Source organism: Curtobacterium sp. MCBA15_005 (assembly GCF_001864855.1).
Lineage (GTDB): Bacteria > Actinomycetota > Actinomycetes > Actinomycetales > Microbacteriaceae > Curtobacterium > Curtobacterium flaccumfaciens.
The window spans coordinates 1-18,038 of the sequence record NZ_MJGL01000002.1 but is presented as its reverse complement, the minus strand read 5'-3'; the positions used below and the strand labels follow the sequence as shown (position 1 = coordinate 18,038).

The following is an 18,038-nucleotide window of genomic DNA, read 5'->3' as shown; positions in this document are numbered from 1 at the left end:
CGACGGCGGTGTCCCGGCACGTCGCCGGGCAGGAGGCGCGGTGCGGGCGGGCACCGCGCCTCCGGTCCGGCGCTCGTCGCGGCTCAGACGCAGGTGACGTCGCGGTCCTGGTCGTCGACCACGTACTGCACCATCCGGACCTGGCTGCCGGCGGTCAGCCCGGCACCGGAGCACGCCTTCTGCGCGGCCGCCACCCCGTCCTCGCCGACGGCGAGCCAGCTCGGCAGTCCGCGCAGGGGCGACGACGTCGGCACGGTGCCGACGATCTGCGAGAACTGGTACCCGGTGGAGTAGATGCCGACGGTGGACACCCCGGCGGCCCGCAGGGCGGCGACCATGCCCTCGATGTCCGCGCGGTTCTGCGTCTGGTGGTCCTTCGCATCGGCGGCCGTCAGCCAGGACAGCCCCGTCTCGACGTCGATCCACCAGCGGTGGGAGGACGGGTTGGGGACCCCACGGGTGTGGGTGTCCTCGTACGCTCGGGTGTAGCCGTACATGAAGGAACACGCCTGGTCGTAGCCGCCGGTGCAGGTGCCGTACGGGTTCGTGACCGTCGTGCCACCCGGGTCGCGGTTCGTCCGCGGCCAGACCGACGCGGCCTTTCCGGGGTTCGCGGCGAGCACGTAGAGCTGTGTCGCCGGCTGCGACGTCCCGCCCGTGGACCCGGCTGCCCACGTGAGCTGCGGGGCGAGCGAGGGGTTGTCCTGGTTCGGCAGCGAACCGTTCACACCGACGATCCCGAACGCCTGGCCGACGGGGTAGTCCGACGGCGAACCGCCCTGCGGCCACGAGACGTCGGCGCCGAAGCCGGTCCCGCTCGAGCCGTCCAGGAAGTACCCGGCGACGTCGAGGTGGAGCTGCGCCGAGCCGCGCGAGACCTTGGCCTGCACCCGGCGGTCGACGCTCGACCCGGTGACCTTGGCCATCACGAGGTTCGCGACGGGCCGCCCGGCGTCGAACAGCTGCGTCGCCACCTGGGGGTCCTGTCCGGCCGGCGTGAGGCGCAGGTACCCGGCCGTCGTGGGCTTCGTGACCTCGGCGTTGGCGACGACGGCGGTCGCGGTGCCCGGGACCCCGGCCACGCCGGAGAGCCGGACGGTGCCCGCGGTCGTCGACACGGCTCCGGCGAAGGCGCGCGTGGTGTCGATCGGCACGAACACCGAACCGGTCGACGCGTTCGAGTAGTACCCGGCGACGTCCATGAAGACGGTCCCCGATCCCTTCGAGAGCTTCACCTGCGCCGCACCGCCGACGAGCTTCACGATGGCGAGGTTCGACAGCGACTGCCCGGCCGAGTACAGCTGCGTGACGACCTGCGGGTCCTGCCCGGCGGGCGTCACCCGGACGTAGCCCGCCGTCGTCGGCCCACTGACCTCGACGTTGACGGCGACGGCCGTGGCGTCGGCGGGGATCCCGCCGCGGCCGGCGAGCGGCACGGGGACGGGGTTGGTGCCGACCGGGCCGCTGAACACGCGGGCGGCGTCCAGCGGGGTGTACGTCGCTCCGGCGCCGTCGGCGTAGTAGCCGGCGACGTCGAAGTACCCGCTCGCGGTGCCCGCTGAGAGCTTCGCCTGGATCGACCCGTTCACCAGGCGGACGGTCACGAGGTTCGCGATCGTCTGGCCGGCCGCGAAGTCCTGGGTGGCCACGGTGGCGTCCTTGCCTGCCGGCGTCACCCGCACGTAGCCGGCGGCCGTCGGCTTCGCGACCTCGACGTTGACGACGACGGCGGTCGCGTTCGTCGGCACCCCGGCCGAACCGGCGATCTTCACGGCCTTCGGCGTCGTGCCGAGCGCGCCCGACCACACGCGCGTCGTGTCGATCGGCGTGTAGCGACCGGTCGCCGGAGCTGCGGCGTCGGCCGCGGTCGCGGGTGCGACGACGGCGACGCCGGTGGCGACGAGCGCGGTGGTCAGGACGAGAGCGAGGCGGCGGTGCAGGCGCATGTGGTGCTTCCTTGACGACGAGGACCGTCCCCCTGACGGTCCCGGGCAGTCTAGGGGCACCCGGTGACGGGAGCGCGTTCGACGGCGCGGTGGTGTGTCCGTCGGCACACGGCTCGGCGATCAGGTGCGTGGCAGGTGCCGACGCCACGACCGACGTCGTGCCGCGATGACGAGGACGGCCACGAAGACCATCAGGCCCGCGCCGTGCAGCAGGTAGCTCTCCGCCGTGCTGGTGACCGCGAGGAGCACCAGGACGGCGGCCGGCCACACGTAGGCGACGCCGGGGAACGTCGTCGCCGTCACCCACGCGCGTGCGAACGCGAGCACGGCCGTCAGCCCGAGGATGATCGTGCCGGCGAGACCGATCTGCAGCCACGCGTCGATGAACGCGTTCAGCCCGGAGGTGAACCGGTGCCCGGCGGGGTCGATGAAGGTGACGTACGGGACGACTGCCTCCCGGGGCCAGGTCCCCACCCAGCCCCAGCCCTGGATCGGGTACTGGCCGATGAACACGCGGATCTGCGACCACAGGTCGAGCCGTGTCGCGGTACCGCCCGCTGCGCCGATCTCGGCGAGGACCCGGTGCCGGGCGAGCACGGCGACGGCGACCATGAGCAGCACCGTCCCGCCCAGGACCCCGTTGACCACGGGACGTGTCGTCGGGCGGGCGTGCCGCAGCGACCACAGTGCGAGGGCGGTGACCGCGAGGGCGATCATCGCCAGACCGGTGATGGGGGACTGCACCAGCATCAGCGCGATCACGGCGAGGGCGACGGACCCGATCGCCCGCCAGGTGGTCACCGAGCGGGTGAGGAACTCGACGACGAAGGTGACGAGGGCCATCGCCGCGATGAACCCCATGAAGTTGCGGGTGCCGCCGATGCCCTGGATCGGGCCGCCGTAGGCGATGGTGCCCTGGATCCCGAACGCGGGGATCGGCAGGTCGAGGACGAGCCCGGACAGGACCTCGAGGCCGAGCGCGGCGACGAGCAGGATGCGGAAGGCGTCGCCGGACGCCCGGATGAGCTGCACCAGGTCGCGGCCGAGCGCCAGGTACAGGCCGAGGCCGATGAAGCAGACGGTGCTGACGAGCCCCCGCAGGGCGACCCACGAGTACTCGCTCCAGAGCACGCTCAGGGCGCAGTAGCCGACGAGGGCCAGGAGCGACAGCGGGAGGACCCCGTGCCACTCGATCCGGTAGCGCTGGCCGAGCAGGCTGAGCCCGGCGAGGACGACGAGGGCGACGAGCACGGCCCAGACCCCGGCACGGCCGACGAGCGCCTCGACCGTCGGCTGGCCGAAGGCGAACAGGACGATGACCGTCGCGAGCGCTTGGCTGAACCGTCCACCGGCGGAGAACCCGACCCACGCGGAGAGGTAGCGGCGCGCGAGCACACGCTTCGTCAACCGTCCGTCCGTCACCCGACCATCTTGGCGCACGCACCTCGGAGCCGGGCATCGCGGAGCGTCGATATCGCTGATCCGTGATGAACCGGCTAGCGTCGTCCGACGATGCAGCGCCCCGCGAGCACGATCCCCCGCCCGTTCCACGCCCTCGGCGCGGTCGGCGCCGCACTCGTGGTCGGCGTGGTCGTGGCCGCGCTCACGTGGTGGCGCCTCGGTCCGGCGACCCGGGGGACCGTGTGGGCGGAGGACGGCGGTGTGTTCCTCCGGGAACGCCTCGCCCTCGGCCCGGTCGACTCCCTCCTGCACCCGTACGCCGGGTACCTGCACCTCGTGCCGCGGGTGCTCGTCGACGTCGCCTGGTCGGTGCCCGTCGAGGAGTACGCCCGGGCGCTGTCGGTCGGCGCCTGCCTGGTCGTCGGGGCGGTGGCGGCGACCGTGTTCGTGCTGTCCCGCGAGGTCGTGCCGCAGTGGCCGCTCCGTGCGCTGCTCGCCGCGGTGCCCGCCCTGCTGCCCCTCGCCCCGTTCGAGATCGCCGGGAACGCCGCGAACCTCCACTGGTTCCTGCTGTTCGCGGTGCCGTGGCTGCTCGCGTACCGGGCACGGACCTGGTGGGGCTCCGCCGTCGTCGCCGTCCTGACCGGCCTCGTCGTCCTCTCCGAGCTGCAGGCGGTGCTGTTCCTCCCGCTCCTCGGGCTCGCGTGGTGGCCGCCACGGGATCCGTCCGGAGCCCGGGCGTGGCCCCGCGCCGTCCCGGTCACGGTGGTCGCCCTGACCGGAGGCGTCGCACAGATCGTGACGGCGGCCACCGACCACCGTTCGCGCACCGCGGGCTCGCCGACGATCGCCGACGTGATCGCCGGCTGGGTGCTGCAGCCGGTCGCCGGGATCTGGAACCCCGACGTCGGAGCCGCCGTCCGCTCCGTGGTGACGCACGGCTGGGGCGTCGTGGTCGTCCCCGTCGTGCTCCTGACCGCCGTGCTCGTCGCCGCCGTCGTGGTCGCGCAGTGGCGAGCCCGGTGGGTGATCGTGGCGCTCGCCGTGGCGTCCGGCGGCCTGTGGTGGGCGGCGCTGTACGCCAACGGCGGCGAGGCGCAGCCCTGGGCGGCGCCGACCGCGGCCCTCGCGGCCGTCCCGCCGCTGCGCTACGCCGCTGCGTCCGGCCTGCTGCTGCTCGCCGGCGCAGTCGTCGCGGCGAGCGTCCTGCTGGGGGAGCAGCCGAGGCGGAAGGCCTCGGGCTCGGCGCCGACCCGGTTCGTCCGTCTCCTGACCGGCTGGTGCGTCGTCGCGGTGGTGGTCGTCGCCACGCTGGGCAACGTCGGGCCGGGCCCGACCCGCCGGAGCGATGGTCCGGTCTGGGCGACACAGATCCCGGCGGCGGTCGCGGCGTGCGACGGGGACCCGACGGGTGCGGTCGCCGTCCGGAAAGCACCGTGGCTTTCACGGGTGCCGTGCGCGCGACTGCTCGAGCGCTGACGGCCCCGGTGTGCTCGATCCGTGTCCGGGGAGGCGGTCAGCGCCCGGTCGGCAGCCGGAACTCGCGTCGTGCGGCCGGTGTGCGTGGGCCGTCGCCCGTGGAGTGGGGTTCCTCGCCGACCAGGACGATGCGCGTCTTGATCGCGATGAGGGCGAACAGCACCCAGTTGCCCTGGTAGAGCAACCGGGACTCGGCGACGGACTGCACGAGCAGTGCGACGACGACGAGCAGCGGCAGCAGGGACACCGGGTCGAACGGCCGTGGGACCTGCGTCGCCCCGTACCCGATGCGGGTCGCCGACGACCACGAGCGGTTCAGGGTGGTCAGGACGTACACGGCGAACAGCACCAGCCCGATCAACCCCGTCTGCATCCACACGTCCAGGTACGCGTCGTGGGCCTGCAGGTAGGTCACACCCTTCCGGTGCGCCAGGTCGGCCAGCGTCGGGATGCTCGGCCACCAGTAGCCGATCCAGCCCCACCCGAGCACCGGGTGCTGATCGACCAGGCCGAGGACGCGGTCCCAGATCTGCCCGCGGCCCGTCGCGTCGGCACCCTTGCCGAGCAGCTCCGAGACGGCTCCGCTCGCCGCTGACGAGACCACGGCGACCACCGCGGCGCCGAGCAGGACGACCAGGTACCTGGGGGTCCGCCGCTCGGTCGGGACGCTCCGGATCCACAGCGCGACGACGAGGACGACCACGACGACGAGCGCCGCGACGAGCACGGTGGACGACCGCGTGAGGGCGAGCACCAGGGCGGCCAGGACCAGCCAGCCGACGGCACGGTTCCGCCGGATGCGCCCCTCGGCGAACTGCACGGCGACGGCGATGGCGACGAGCAGGGCCACCATGGCGAGCAGGTTCGCGTTGCCGGGCAGACCCTGGATGCGTCCGCCGGTCAGGAGCTCGGCCCGCGAGAAGTAGAACGCGTCCGGGATGTCCCGGTCGCCGTAGTCGGTCCAGACCGGCACGATCGGATGGCGCACGACCACGGCCACGAACGCCTCGAACAGCAGCGAGACCAGCAGCACCCAGCGCATGGCGAGGCTCAGCGCGTCCAGGATCCGGCGCCAGGTGAGGGTGGACGCGACGGCGAAGGCCACCGCGACGCAGATCACCTGCGCGGTGATGCTGGCGAGCGTCGCGAGACGCCAGTGCGACCACGCCACCGACACCAGGCACCAGCCCAGGAAGAACCAGAGCGCCCAGGGCGTCCGGACGATCGGCGGACGCGCCCGGACCAGGATCGAGACACCCCACGCGGCGACGAGCGCCCAGAGGACCGCCCCGCCCACCCACGTGAGCGTGTTGGGGACGGCGTCCCCGGCGAAGAGCACGAACAGCAGGGTTGCCCCGAAGGAGAACGCCTCTCGCTCGGGGACGGTCCCGCGGGACAGCGGCCAGGTGTTCGTCACGACGTCAGGGTACGTGCTCATCGACGACCGTCGCCGCCGAACGTGTCGAGTGCGCCGGCGATCTCGTCGCCGAGGTACGGGGCCAGGGTCACCGCGAAGGTGTTCGTCAGGTGGGTCCGGTCACGGTGCACGAGCACGCCGCCGATGACCGCCGGGCAGATCGTGTCGGTGCAGTAGTAGCGCGACAGGTCGATCAGGCGCGCCTTGTCCGGCATCCGGGCGACCGCCTGCTCGGAGCCGTCGAACAGGGTGAACCCGACCGAACGGCTGGAGTCGCACTCGTCGGTGGTCGGTCCGGACATCTGCCCCACGCAGGCCACGATGTCCGGTCGCGCGCCCGGGTTGTCGCGCAGCGCCACGATCGGGATCCCGACGTCGGCCGCGGCCTGCCACGCCTGCACCAGGCCGCCGACGACGGCGTCCTCCTCGGACTCGCCGGCCGCCGGCTCGACCGGCCCGTTGCCGGTCGAGTGCGTCACGATCACACCGTCGAGGTCCCGGTGGGAGCGGAGGTACGCCATCGCGTTCTGCTTCCAGGCGTTGCAGTCGTCGACCTGCTTCTGCGAGCCAGCGCTCTGCACCGCCGTGGTGAGGTAGCAGCTCTGGTGCCCGGCGACGTCGATGCGCCAGTTGCGTGCCTCGGCGATCTTCTCGTACGTGTCCACGAAGACGTTGTTGTGCGAGTCGCCGATCGCGATGAGGTGCTTCGTGTAGCCGGACTTCGGGCCGAGCGCGCAGACGTTGAACGCGCTCGAGTCGTTCGACCAGCACGCGGGCCGGTTCGAGTCGTCCTCCAGGGCGTTCGCGGGAGCGGGGACGCGGACCGCCGCGAGCGCCGGGTTGACGCAGGGATCGGACGACGAGATCAGTGCCGCCGCTCCGAAGCACCGGACGTCACCGGTGCTCAGGCGCTCCTGGAACTCGGCCGCCTGGACCTGCTGCACGTGCAGGGCGGTGAGCGACGCGGCACCGAGCGCCACGACGAGGGCGGTGCTGACGACGCCGTACAGCGCGACCCGCCGCGGGCGGAGCGACCGTACCCGCGCGGAGAACCGCAGGGGTTCCTCGATGCCGAGCGTCGTCACGGCGGCGACCACGACCGAGCCGACCAGGATCGCGAGCCGGTCCTTCGTCGTGAGGTCGTGGCGGAGCACGATCGGCAGCAGGACGACCGCGGGCCAGTGCCAGAGGTAGACCGCGTACGAGATCCGGCCGAGGAACGCGACCGGGGTGGACCGGCCGACGCGCTGCAGGCCGGAGTGCCCACCGAACAGCACGACGAGCGTGGCCGACACGACGGGCAGGGCCGCGGCGATGCCCGGGAACGGCGTCGACGCGGTGATGGCGAACAACGACACCACCAGCCCCGCTGCGCCGAGCCACGCGCCGACGATGCGCACCGACCGCGCCGGCGTCGTCCGCGGTGCCGTCAGGGGGAGGGTCGCGGCGAGGCCGCCGAGCGCGAACTCCCACGCCCTGGTCGCCGTCGAGAAGTACGCGACACCCGGGGCCGTCTGCGTCTGGATGATGCTCCACGCGAGCGACAGCACGACCACGGCCCCCAGGAGCACCCGGGTGACGGTGACCGGGTCGGCACCCGATCGGCGCATGCGGCGAGCAGCCCACAGTGCGGCGAGCAGGAGGAGCGGGAGCGCGATGTAGAACTGCTCCTCGACCGACAGCGACCAGAAGTGCTGGAACGGCGACGGCCGGTTGCCCTGCGCCAGGTAGTCGACCGAGTCGGCTGCCAGCTGCCAGTTCTGCACGTACACCGTCGACGCGATGAGCTCGCGTCCGTACTGCCCCCAGAGCGCGCTCGGCACCCACAGCAGGACGGCGGAACCGGTCGCGACGATGGTGATGAACGCCCCGGGCAGCAGCCGTTTCGCCCGGCGCGCCCAGAACCCGGCGAGCCCGATCCGGCCGGTGGCGGTGAGCTCGCGGAGCAGGTGTCCGGTGATGAGGAAACCCGAGATGACGAAGAACACGTCGACGCCGACGAACCCGCCGGGCAGACGTGCCGGCCAGAGGTGGTAGAGCACGACCGCCAGGACCGCGAACGCGCGGAGCCCCTGGATGTCCCACCGGGTCGGGTCGGTCGACCGGGGCGAAGAGGTGCGGAGGGATCCTCGGGTCGGCGGTTCCACCGTGCTTGCAGACATCGCGGAGATTCTAGTGTCGCGCGCCGCGCCGGTAGGCTCTGGCCCATGTTCCTCGGCATCACGAACACCCCCCGCGACTACGCCTGGGGCTCGGTCACCGCGATCCCGGAGCTCCTCGGCCGTACCGTCACGGGCGCCCCGCAGGCGGAGCTCTGGCTCGGCGCCCACGCCGGCAGCCCGAGTGTCGTCGTCAACCCGGCCATGGTCGGCGGGGCCGACACGCTCCGTGACTGGATCGCCGACGAGCCGGAGACCGCACTGGGTCCGGACCGCACCGACCTGCCGTTCCTCCTCAAGGTGCTCGCGGCGGCGGCACCGCTCTCGCTGCAGGCGCACCCGACCCCGGAGCAGGCGGAGGAAGGGTTCGCCCGCGAGGAGCGCGAGGGGATCCCGCTCGACGACCCGGCACGCAACTACAAGGACCCGTTCCCGAAGCCCGAGCTCGTCGTCGCGCTGAGCGAGCGGTTCGAGGCGCTGAGCGGCTTCCGCCCCGTCGAGGAGACCCTGGCCGAGGTGCGCGTGCTCGACGCCGGCACCGGACGGCTCGGTCCGCTCGAGGTGCACCTGCTGCACGGGCTCGAGGACACCGTCCGCTGGCTCGAGACCGCCGACGAGTCCGCGCTCGCCGTGGTGCAGGCCGCGAGCGACCTGGCCGTCTCGCTCGACGACGACCTGCTCACCCCGAACACCGCGACCGTCCGCGACCTGGCGACCAGCTGGCCCGGTGACCCCGGCATCGTCGTCTCCCTGCTCATGCACCGGGTGACGCTCGCCGCTGGGCAGGCCATGTACCTGCCCGCCGGCAACATCCACGCCTACCTCGACGGACTCGGCATCGAGCTGATGGCGCCGTCGGACAACGTGCTGCGCGGCGGGCTCACGCCGAAGCACGTCGACGTACCGGAGCTCCTGCGGGTGCTCGACTTCACGGCGTACCCGGCCCCGGTCCTCGAGCCGGAGCGCATCGCCCCGGGCGTCGACCGGTTCGCGCCGGACGGCGTCGGGTTCGCGCTGCTGCGGGTGGACGGCGACGGTCGCCCCGCGGGACTGAGCACCGGCGGCGTCGCCCCGCTGGTCGGCCCGTCGATCGCCGTCTGCACCGAGGGCGTCGTCACGCTCGTCGGCGCGAAGTCCGCCACCCTGCTCCGCAAGGGCGAGTCGTGCTTCGTCACGCCGGACGAGGGCGACGTGACGGTCGAGGCGGACTCGTCGGACGGCATCACGTCCACCGTGTTCATCGCCACCGGCGCCTAGGGCGCGACGCCGGCGCCGCGACCGGGGCGTCGCCGACGTCCGCTAGCGTGGCGAGCATGAGTTGGCTGGTCACCGGCGGTGCCGGGTACATCGGGTCCCACGTCGTCCGAGCACTGCGCTCGGCCGGCATCGACACGGTCGCGTTCGACGACCTCTCGAGCGGCTTCCGCGCGTTCGTCCCGGACGACGTGCCGTTCGTCGAGGGCACGATCCTCGACGGCGAGCTCGTCGCACGCACCCTGCGCGAGCACGAGGTCACCGGCGTGGTCCACGTCGCGGGGTTCAAGTACGCCGGCGTCTCGGTCGAGCGTCCGCTGCACACCTACGAGCAGAACGTCACCGGCATGGCCACCCTGCTGCGTGCGATGGCCGAGACCGGCGTCAGCAAGGCGGTGTTCTCGTCGAGCGCGGCCGTCTACGGCACCCCGGACGTCGAGACCGTGGTCGAGTCCACCCCGAAGAACCCGGAGTCGCCCTACGGCGAGTCGAAGCTCATCGGCGAGTGGCTGCTGCGCGACATGGAGGTCGCCGCGGGTTTCACCACCACGTCGCTGCGGTACTTCAACGTCGTCGGTTCGGGGGAGCCCGACCTGTACGACGCCAGCCCGCACAACCTGTTCCCGCTGGTCTTCGACGCGCTGCTCGCCGGCCGGACCCCGCGGATCAACGGCGACGACTACGCCACCCCGGACGGCACCTGCGTGCGTGACTACGTGCACGTGGCCGACCTGGCGCACTCGCACGCGGTGGCCGCGCAGAAGCTGGAGGCGGGGGAGCCGCTCGAGCGTGCCTACAACCTCGGCAGCGGCGACGGCGTCAGCGTCCGGCAGATCATGGACGCCATGGCGGCGGGCACCGGGATCGCCTTCGACCCCGAGATCGCACCGCGGCGCCCCGGCGACCCGGCCCGCATCGTCGCGACCGGCGAGGCCGCCGCCCGTGACCTCGAGTGGGCGATGCGGCACTCCCTGGACGAGATGGTGTCGAGCGCATGGGAGGCCCGTCGCAGCGCCTCCTGAGCGCCTGAGGACGCGTCAGTTGTCCCCCGGAAGGCCCACCTGTGCGGTGCGACACGCCCAAACGGGGGACATGACACGCTGGAGCGGTCAGTGCCTTCTATGATCCGCGACTTGACTCAGGCGAATGACACCGCTGTAATTACAGGCAACGGCCGCAAGAGTTGGGGTTCGTTGTCGAGGCGGCAGGGGTGATCAGGGTGAACGGTTCCGAGTTCCACGCCGGAGTTCCGGAGGACTGGCACGTCGATCCCGTGGCGCTCGGCGTCCCGGGTGTCCGACGTCCGGAGACCGACGACGAGGAGAACCCGCTCGCCTGGCAGGTCGACTCGCTCTGCGCGCAGACCGACCCCGAGGCGTTCTTCCCCGAGAAGGGCGGCTCCACGCGCGAGGCGAAGAAGATCTGCACCTCGTGCGAGGTCCGGGCGCAGTGCCTCGAGTACGCGCTCGAGAACGACGAACGCTTCGGCATCTGGGGCGGCCTCTCCGAGCGCGAACGCCGCAAGCTGCGGAAGCGGGCGTAGGAGCGTTCACGGCGCGCCAGCGCCGTGCGACTGCGCCCCTGAGGAGCCTGCAACGAAGGCGCCGGAAGGCGACCACCTCCGCCCGTCCCGCACCGTGCAGTGAGCGCGCCCACAGGTTCACGGCGCGCCGCCGTGCGCAGCCGACACCGCGCCTCCAGACCGTAGAGTGACGCCCGTCATGCAGCCCAGAGTCACCGCGATCCTCGTCGCCGCCAACGGGGCGGCCCACCTCGACCGGACCCTGGACGCGCTCGCCGCCCAGACCCGCCACCCCGAGAACCTGGTGGTCGTCGACGTCGGCACGACCGACGGATCGACCGCCGAACTGTCCTTCGGTGGGTCCGCGCAGCTCGTCCGTCTCCCCGCGGGCAGGGCGTTCGGCGACGCCGTCCGACAGGGCGAGCGCAGCGCGCCGCCCGCAGCGACCGACGAGCCGGTCGACGAGTGGCTGTGGATCCTCGGCCACGACAACGCGCCGGCACCGACCGCGCTCGCCGAGCTGCTGTCCGCCGTCGAGATCGCACCGTCCGTCGTCGTCGCCGGTCCGAAGCTCGTCGCCGACGACGACCCCTCGCTCATCCGTGCCTTCGGCGAGAGCATGACCCGTTTCGGCCGGTCGATCGTGCTGGTGCAGGACGAGCTCGACCAGGGCCAGCACGACCGCAACACCGACGTGCTCGCCGTCGCCGCTGGCGGCATGCTGGTGCGCCGCTCGGTCTGGAACGAACTCGGCGGCTTCGACCCGGCGCTGCCGGACGTCGACGCGGCCCTCGACTTCTCGGTGCGGGTCCGTCTCGCCGGACACCGCGTCGCCCTCGTGCCGGAGGCCAAGGTCACCAGCGCCGGACCGATCGAGGAGTTCGGTCGCAAGCGTGTGTCCGAGGCGCGGCGCGTCCGGATGCACCGGCAGGCGCAGCTGCACCGCCGGATGACCTACGCGCCGGCCGCGCTGGTCTGGCTGCACTGGCTCACGCTCGTGCCGTTCGCGATCGGCCGCGCGCTCGGACACCTCGTCGCGAAGCACCCCGCCGCCGTGGTCCCCGAGCTCTCCGCCGCGTTCGCCGTCGCGTTCGGCGGTGGCACCGGGCGCGCGCGCAAGAACCTGGCCCGCACCAAGAAGCTCGGCTGGGCGGCCGTCGAGCCGCTCCGCGTGAGCTGGCGGCGGGTGCACGAACACCGCACCACCTCGCGCGACGTCGAACTCGCCCGGGTCGAGGACGCCCCGATCGCGCGGGCGTCGTTCCTGAGCGACGGCGGCATCTGGGTGGTCCTGGCCGCCGCGGTGCTCAGCGTCGTGACGCTCTACCCGCTGCTCGGGTCGCCGGCCCTGACCGGCGGGGGACTCCTGCCGCTCTCCGCGACCCCGGGGCAGCTCTGGCAGAACGTCGGGTACGGCTTCCACTCGCTCGGCACGGGCTTCACCGGCCCGTCCGACCCCTTCGCCGCGGTGCTCGCCGTGCTCGGCTCGATCGTCTTCTGGTCGCCGTCGACCGCGGTCGTGCTCGTCATGCTCGTCGCGTTCCCGCTGTCCGCCCTGGGCGCCTGGTTCGCAGTGCGCAAGGTCACGACCCGCACGTGGGTCCCGGTCATCGGTGCGTCGCTCTACGCGATCGCCCCGTCGCTCGTCGGCGCGGTGACCACCGGGCACCTCGGCGCCGTGATCGCGCACCTGGTCCTGCCGTGGCTGTTCGTCGCCGTGCTCGAGGCGCACCGCTCGTGGGCGTGGGCCTCCGGCGCGTCGCTCCTGTTCGCCGTCGTCGCCGCCTCGGCGCCGTCGCTGTTGCCGGTCCTGCTGATCGGCTGGCTCGTGGCGCTCCTGGTCGGCTGGCGCCGGGCACACCGTCGTGTGTTCATCCCGGTGCCGACCGCGGTGCTGTTCCTGCCGCTGATCCTGGCGCAGGCGGCACGGGGCAACCTGCTCGCCGTGTTCGCCGACCCCGGTGTGCCGTCCGCGACCCGGGCGCCGTCCGCGCTCCAGCTGGCCATCGGGCAGCCCCTGCCGGACTGGAGCGGCTGGCTCCCGGCCACCTCCGGGCTCGGACTGGTCGCCGCGGCCCTGCCGATCGTGATGGCCGTCCTCGCGCTCCCCGTGGCCGTCGCCGCGATCGGGGCGATGCTCGGACACCGCTGGGCGGTCGCTGGCTCGGCGCTCGTCATCGCGCTCCTCGGCTTCGCGACGGCCTTCGCCGCCACCCACGTCACCGTCACCGGTGTCGGCTCGACCACCACCATCGTCTGGCCCGGCAGCGGTCTGTCCGTGTACTGGCTCGCCCTCGTGGTCGCGGCCTGCATCGGCATCGACGTGCTGCCCAGGGCCGCCCCGGTCACCGGGCTCGTCGCGACCGTGCTCGCCGGGGTCGCCGTGGCGCCGGCCTTCGCAGCGTTCTACCTCGGCACGGCCACGATCGAGCCGACCACGGGCCGGGTGCTCAGCGCCTACGTGAACGCCGAGGCCCAGGCGAACCCGGACGTCGGCACACTCGTGGTCGTCCCGCAGGACGACGGATCGCTCGCGGTCACGCTCGAGCGCGGGCAGGGTTCCACCCTCGACGACCAGTCGACGCTCGACGCCACCGCACTCCGGCTGAGCGAGTCCGGCGCACGGCTCACCACGCTCGCCGGCAACCTGGCGAGCCGCAGCGGGTACGACCCGCGGCCGGCGCTCCGTGAGCTCGGCGTGAGCTTCGTGCTCATCGACGACGCCGACGACGACCCCGAGGCGCAGACGGTGCACGACCGGGCCGCGGGCGCCATCGGGCAGAACGCGCTCTTCACGAGCATCGGCGAGACCACCAACGGGCAGCTGTTCCACTACGACGGCGAGGTCGACCGCACCCGCTCCGGCTCCGCCGCGACCCAGGCCACCCACGTGCTGTACCTCGTCGTGCTCGGCGTGGTCTTCGGCGCCGCAGCCCTGCTCGCGGTCCCGACGGCACCGCGCCGCCGCCGTGCCACCTCGAACGTCATCGAGGCCGAGGAACCCGCCACCACCTTCGACGAGGAGCGAGACGAATGAGCCGCACCCCCGCCTCCGTCCGCCGGTGGGTCGTCCGCGGCACCGCCACGGCGGTCGCCGTCGTCGTCGCCGCCGGCGCCGTCACCGCGGCGCACGCCTACGGCACCGACTCCGAGCCCGGTCGTCCGGCCGGGCGCACGGTCACACCGATCCCGGCCGCTGCCGAGCGCGTCTGCGCCGGCAGCGCCCTGCGCCTGTCCGACGACGCCGGCAACGACGCGACCCAGGCGAGCACGGTCGGCACCGCCACCGTCGCCACCGCGACCACGGGCTCGACGGTCGACCGGTCCGAGCTCGACGCCTCGACCACCGGCGGCAGCGACCCCAGGCTGCTGACGGCCCCGGCGGGGGAGACCACGCCGCAGGTCGCGGGCAGCAGCTTCCAGAGCGTCTCGAACGGCGACCTCGTCGGCGCCGGTGCCGCCTCGTGCGACGACCCGAGCCAGTCCACCTGGCTCGTCGGCGGTTCGACGGAGACCGGGCGCACCAGCCTCGTCACGCTGTCGAACCCGACCGACGTGAACGCCACCGTCGACCTGGCGATCTTCGACAGCAACGGCACCGTCAGCGCGCCGGGCACCACCGGGATCGTCGTGGCGCCGAACACGCAGAAGGTCGTCCCGCTCTCGGGCTTCGTCTCCGACGCGGCCTCGACCGTCGTGCACGTCACCTCATCCGGCGGCCAGATCGTGGCACACATGCAGGAGACCGTCGTCCGGACGCTCACGCCGGGCGGCTACGACATCGTCTCCGGCGGCGCCGCGCCCACGCGCTCGCAGGTGATCCCCGCGGTCGCCCTCGCGAACGCCAAGGCGGCCCAGCGCGGCAGCGACACCGCGGACGCCGCACCGGTCGTCCGGCTGTTCGTGCCCGGCGAGCGGTCCGCACGCGTCACCCTCGGCATCACGACGGCGGACGGTGGCGGCACGACCGTCAACGCGACCGCCGAACCCGGCGTCGTCACCGACGTCCCGCTCGACGACTTTCCGGACGGCCGGTACTCGTTCACCATCACCTCGACCGTCCCGATCGTCGCCGGGGCCCGCACGACGACCCCGACCGACGGCGACGGCACCGACCTCGGCTGGTTCGCGTCGGCGGAGCCGCTCGGCGAGCGGGCGATCACCTCGATCGCCCCGGGCGACGGCGCACGGCTGAACCTCGTCAACCCGACCCGATCGGACCGCACCGTGACGATCCGCTCGGGCGACGAGCAGCGTCGGGTCGAGGTGCCGTCGGGAGCGACCGAGACCCTGTCGGTCCAGACCGCGAAGCAGCTCACGATCACCGGTGCCGACGGCGTCGTCGCCGGCGTCAGCTACCTCGGGGACGACGGGATCGCGGGGTTCCCGATCCGTTCGGCCACCGCGGTGTCGACCCCGGTCCGCGTCTACCCCTGACGCCCGGCGGACGCGCGTCGACGGACGTCGTCGGCGGCCCGCCGTGGCTCACCAATGGCGGTAGCGGTCCGGTGCCAGGTCCCAGGGGTCCTTGCCGATCAGCTCGCCGACGGCGCGGAACACCGCGGTCTCGATGATGATGCGGCGGTCCGAGTCGTCCTTCTCGGGGCTCCGGTTCACCCGTTCGACGGGGATCCGGAAGACGGTCACGCGGCGGGCGTCGCGGTCGATGCGCCAGCGCGGCATCTCGTCCGGCAGCGTCGAGTCGCTCGGCATGTCCGCCACCTGGAACACCACGCCGGAGAGCTCCTCGGGCCAGAGACCGAGCAGGTAGTGCGCGCTGTCACCGACGATCCGGTCGAACGCCTCGGCGCGGGTGATGATCGGGGCGAGTTCCGGTCCGGTGACGCTCGAACGCCCGCCACGGCCGTGCCGGGAGCGCCCCCGACCGCGGTCGACCGGGGTGACGAGGCGAGGCTTCCGACGCATCCCCACATCGTACGCGGGGACCGGTGCGCGCCGGACGCTCCGCTAGGCTCCCTGACGAGATGGACGTGCGGATCTGCAGCAAGGTGGCGTGTGCCAACAGCGCTTCGTCGACCCTGACGTACGACTACGGCGACTCCATGGTGGTCGTCGGCCCGCTGTCGACCCGGGTCGAACCGCACGGCTACGACCTCTGCGCCCGCCACGCGGCCACCCTGCGCGTCCCGCGGGGCTGGCAGGTGGTGCGGCGCGAGCCGCTGCCGCGCGACGCCGACTGACGGCTCGCGTCCGCGACGTGCCGCGGTGGTCGGACGGGAGGCCCGTGGGACGTGACCGGGATCGGCTGGTGATCCGCGCCTCCCGGCATGGAAGACTGTGGGCATGCCCACCGAAACCCGCACCGCTGCTGCGTTCCGCGTCGCCGACCTGTCCCTCGCCGAGGCGGGCCGGCACCAGATCCGCCTCGCCGAGAACGAGATGCCGGGCCTGATGTCCCTGCGTGACGAGTTCGCGGCGTCGCAGCCGCTCGCCGGCGCGCGCATCGCGGGGTCCCTGCACATGACGGTGCAGACCGCGGTGCTCATCGAGACGCTCGTCGCCCTCGGCGCGCAGGTGCGCTGGGCCAGCTGCAACATCTTCTCCACCCAGGACGAGGCCGCCGCCGCCGTCGCCGTCGGACCCACCGGCACCCCGGACGCCCCCGCCGGTGTCCCGGTGTTCGCGTGGAAGGGCGAGACGCTCGAGGAGTACTGGTGGTGCACCAGCCGCATCTTCGACTGGAGCGACGAGGCCACCGCGGCCGGCGCCGACTGGACCGGACCGAACCTGATCCTGGACGACGGCGGCGACGCCACGATGCTCGTGCACACCGGTGCCGACGCCGAGGCGGCCGGTGCCGCTCCGGTCGCCGAACCGGACGCGAGCACCGAGAGGAAGATCGTGCTCGACACCGTCGCGCGGTCACTCGAGACGTCGTCGGACCGCTGGACCCGCATCGCGGCCGACATCCAGGGCGTCACCGAGGAGACCACCACGGGCGTGCACCGTCTGTACGAGCTGTTCCGGAACGGCGAGCTGAAGTTCCCGGCGATCAACGTCAACGACTCCGTCACGAAGTCGAAGTTCGACAACAAGTACGGCATCCGGCACTCGCTGCCCGACGGCCTGAACCGCGCCACCGACGTGCTCATCGGCGGCAAGGTCGCCTTCGTCGTCGGCTACGGCGACGTCGGCAAGGGTGCGGCCGAGGCACTCCGCGGGCAGGGTGCCCGTGTCATCGTCAGCGAGGTCGACCCGATCTGCGCGCTGCAGGCGGCGATGGACGGCTACCAGGTCGCGCGCCTGGCGGACGTCGTCGACACCGTCGACATGGTCATCACGTGCACCGGCAACCTGGGCGTCGTCGGGGTCGACGAGATGCTCGGGCTGAAGCACCTGGCGATCGTGGCGAACGTGGGGCACTTCGACAACGAGATCGACATGGCCGGGCTCGAGGCGCTGCCCGGCGCCTCGAAGGTCGAGATCAAGCCGCAGGTGCACGAGTGGCGGCTGCCGACCGGGCGGTCGATCCTGGTGCTGTCCGAGGGCCGGCTCATGAACCTCGGCAACGCGACCGGGCACCCGTCGTTCGTGATGAGCAACTCGTTCACGAACCAGGTGCTCGCGCAGATCGAGCTGCACACCCGGCGCGAGGAGTACCCGACCGGCGTGTACGTACTGCCGAAGCACCTGGACGAGAAGGTCGCGCGGCTGCACCTCGACGCCCTCGGGGTGCAGCTGACGTCGCTGCGTCCGGAGCAGGCGGCGTACATCGGTGTCCCCGTCGAGGGTCCCTTCAAGCCGGACCACTACCGCTACTGAGCGCCGCGGGGCGGCCCGCACAACCAAAGTCACCCGGAACCACACAATCGCGCGGTTCCGGGTGACTTTGGTTGTGC

At 72.7% G+C, this 18,038-nt stretch carries 13 protein-coding genes; 8 read left to right on the top strand and 5 right to left on the bottom strand.

Going from position 1 to position 18,038, the window contains the following annotated elements:
• Positions 1-83 precede the first annotated feature (83 nt).
• Both BIU89_RS00660 and BIU89_RS00655 read right to left on the bottom strand, forming a co-directional pair.
• Entirely contained in the window at positions 84-1,946 is a 1,863-nt protein-coding gene (locus BIU89_RS00660; RefSeq protein WP_071244182.1) for a hypothetical protein, read from the bottom strand.
• Between the two features lie 120 nt (positions 1,947-2,066).
• Complete coding sequence (locus tag BIU89_RS00655) at positions 2,067-3,368, bottom strand: O-antigen ligase family protein (RefSeq protein WP_081827387.1); 1,302 nt, start codon at positions 3,366-3,368, stop codon at positions 2,067-2,069.
• Positions 3,369-3,458: 90 nt separating this feature from the next.
• Between BIU89_RS00655 and BIU89_RS00650 the strand changes: the two genes are divergently transcribed.
• A complete protein-coding gene (locus BIU89_RS00650) occupies positions 3,459-4,826 on the top strand; it encodes a hypothetical protein (protein ID WP_071244179.1) in 1,368 nt (455 codons plus the stop codon).
• Positions 4,827-4,863: 37 nt separating this feature from the next.
• Here BIU89_RS00650 and BIU89_RS00645 read toward each other — a convergent pair whose 3' ends face one another.
• Together BIU89_RS00645 and BIU89_RS00640 are read right to left on the bottom strand one after the other, a co-directional pair.
• Positions 4,864-6,264 carry an O-antigen ligase family protein gene (locus BIU89_RS00645; protein ID WP_051596920.1) on the bottom strand — a complete coding sequence of 467 codons (1,401 nt, stop codon included), beginning with the start codon at positions 6,262-6,264 and terminating at the stop codon, positions 4,864-4,866.
• On the bottom strand, positions 6,261-8,405 hold the full coding sequence (locus BIU89_RS00640) for an acyltransferase family protein (RefSeq protein WP_083404086.1): 2,145 nt from the start codon (positions 8,403-8,405) through the stop codon (positions 6,261-6,263). The genes BIU89_RS00645 and BIU89_RS00640 overlap by 4 nt, the downstream gene beginning before the upstream one ends.
• A gap of 45 nt (positions 8,406-8,450) precedes the next feature.
• Here BIU89_RS00640 and manA point away from each other — a divergent pair, with 45 nt between their 5' ends.
• From manA to BIU89_RS00615, 5 genes are all read left to right on the top strand, one after another.
• Positions 8,451-9,659 (top strand): mannose-6-phosphate isomerase, class I, encoded by a 1,209-nt coding sequence (manA, locus tag BIU89_RS00635; protein WP_035808868.1) that lies wholly within the window; start codon positions 8,451-8,453, stop codon positions 9,657-9,659.
• 56 nt (positions 9,660-9,715) lie between these two features.
• Entirely contained in the window at positions 9,716-10,678 is a 963-nt protein-coding gene (galE, locus tag BIU89_RS00630; protein ID WP_071244352.1) for a UDP-glucose 4-epimerase GalE, read from the top strand.
• 188 nt (positions 10,679-10,866) lie between these two features.
• On the top strand, positions 10,867-11,199 hold the full coding sequence (locus tag BIU89_RS00625) for a WhiB family transcriptional regulator (protein WP_081827389.1): 333 nt from the start codon (positions 10,867-10,869) through the stop codon (positions 11,197-11,199).
• Positions 11,200-11,377: 178 nt separating this feature from the next.
• Positions 11,378-14,215 carry a glycosyltransferase gene (locus BIU89_RS00620; RefSeq protein WP_071244349.1) on the top strand — a complete coding sequence of 946 codons (2,838 nt, stop codon included), beginning with the start codon at positions 11,378-11,380 and terminating at the stop codon, positions 14,213-14,215.
• Complete coding sequence (locus tag BIU89_RS00615; RefSeq protein ID WP_071244174.1) at positions 14,212-15,615, top strand: DUF5719 family protein; 1,404 nt, start codon at positions 14,212-14,214, stop codon at positions 15,613-15,615. The genes BIU89_RS00620 and BIU89_RS00615 overlap by 4 nt, the downstream gene beginning before the upstream one ends.
• A gap of 48 nt (positions 15,616-15,663) precedes the next feature.
• On the opposite strand, the gene BIU89_RS00610 is transcribed toward BIU89_RS00615, so the two are convergent.
• Positions 15,664-16,104, bottom strand: a complete 441-nt coding sequence (locus BIU89_RS00610) for a metallopeptidase family protein (RefSeq protein ID WP_071244171.1) — start codon at positions 16,102-16,104, stop codon at positions 15,664-15,666.
• A 59-nt stretch (positions 16,105-16,163) separates the two neighbouring features.
• On the opposite strand from BIU89_RS00610, the gene BIU89_RS00605 reads away from it, so the two are divergent.
• Complete coding sequence (locus tag BIU89_RS00605) at positions 16,164-16,379, top strand: DUF3499 family protein (RefSeq protein WP_027466499.1); 216 nt, start codon at positions 16,164-16,166, stop codon at positions 16,377-16,379.
• Positions 16,380-16,482: 103 nt separating this feature from the next.
• Entirely contained in the window at positions 16,483-17,961 is a 1,479-nt protein-coding gene (gene ahcY / locus BIU89_RS00600) for an adenosylhomocysteinase (protein WP_071244168.1), read from the top strand.
• Positions 17,962-18,038 lie beyond the last annotated feature (77 nt).

Coding starts and splice junctions, on each gene's coding strand:
- BIU89_RS00660 (WP_071244182.1), bottom strand. CDS start 1,946: ATGCGCCTGCACCGCCGCCTCGCTCTCGTCCTGACCACCGCGCTCGTC.
- BIU89_RS00650 (WP_071244179.1), top strand. CDS start 3,459: ATGCAGCGCCCCGCGAGCACGATCCCCCGCCCGTTCCACGCCCTCGGC.
- BIU89_RS00645 (WP_051596920.1), bottom strand. CDS start 6,264: ATGAGCACGTACCCTGACGTCGTGACGAACACCTGGCCGCTGTCCCGC.
- BIU89_RS00640 (WP_083404086.1), bottom strand. CDS start 8,405: ATGTCTGCAAGCACGGTGGAACCGCCGACCCGAGGATCCCTCCGCACC.
- manA (WP_035808868.1), top strand. CDS start 8,451: ATGTTCCTCGGCATCACGAACACCCCCCGCGACTACGCCTGGGGCTCG.
- galE (WP_071244352.1), top strand. CDS start 9,716: ATGAGTTGGCTGGTCACCGGCGGTGCCGGGTACATCGGGTCCCACGTC.
- BIU89_RS00620 (WP_071244349.1), top strand. CDS start 11,378: ATGCAGCCCAGAGTCACCGCGATCCTCGTCGCCGCCAACGGGGCGGCC.
- BIU89_RS00615 (WP_071244174.1), top strand. CDS start 14,212: ATGAGCCGCACCCCCGCCTCCGTCCGCCGGTGGGTCGTCCGCGGCACC.
- BIU89_RS00610 (WP_071244171.1), bottom strand. CDS start 16,104: ATGCGTCGGAAGCCTCGCCTCGTCACCCCGGTCGACCGCGGTCGGGGG.
- BIU89_RS00605 (WP_027466499.1), top strand. CDS start 16,164: ATGGACGTGCGGATCTGCAGCAAGGTGGCGTGTGCCAACAGCGCTTCG.
- ahcY (WP_071244168.1), top strand. CDS start 16,483: ATGCCCACCGAAACCCGCACCGCTGCTGCGTTCCGCGTCGCCGACCTG.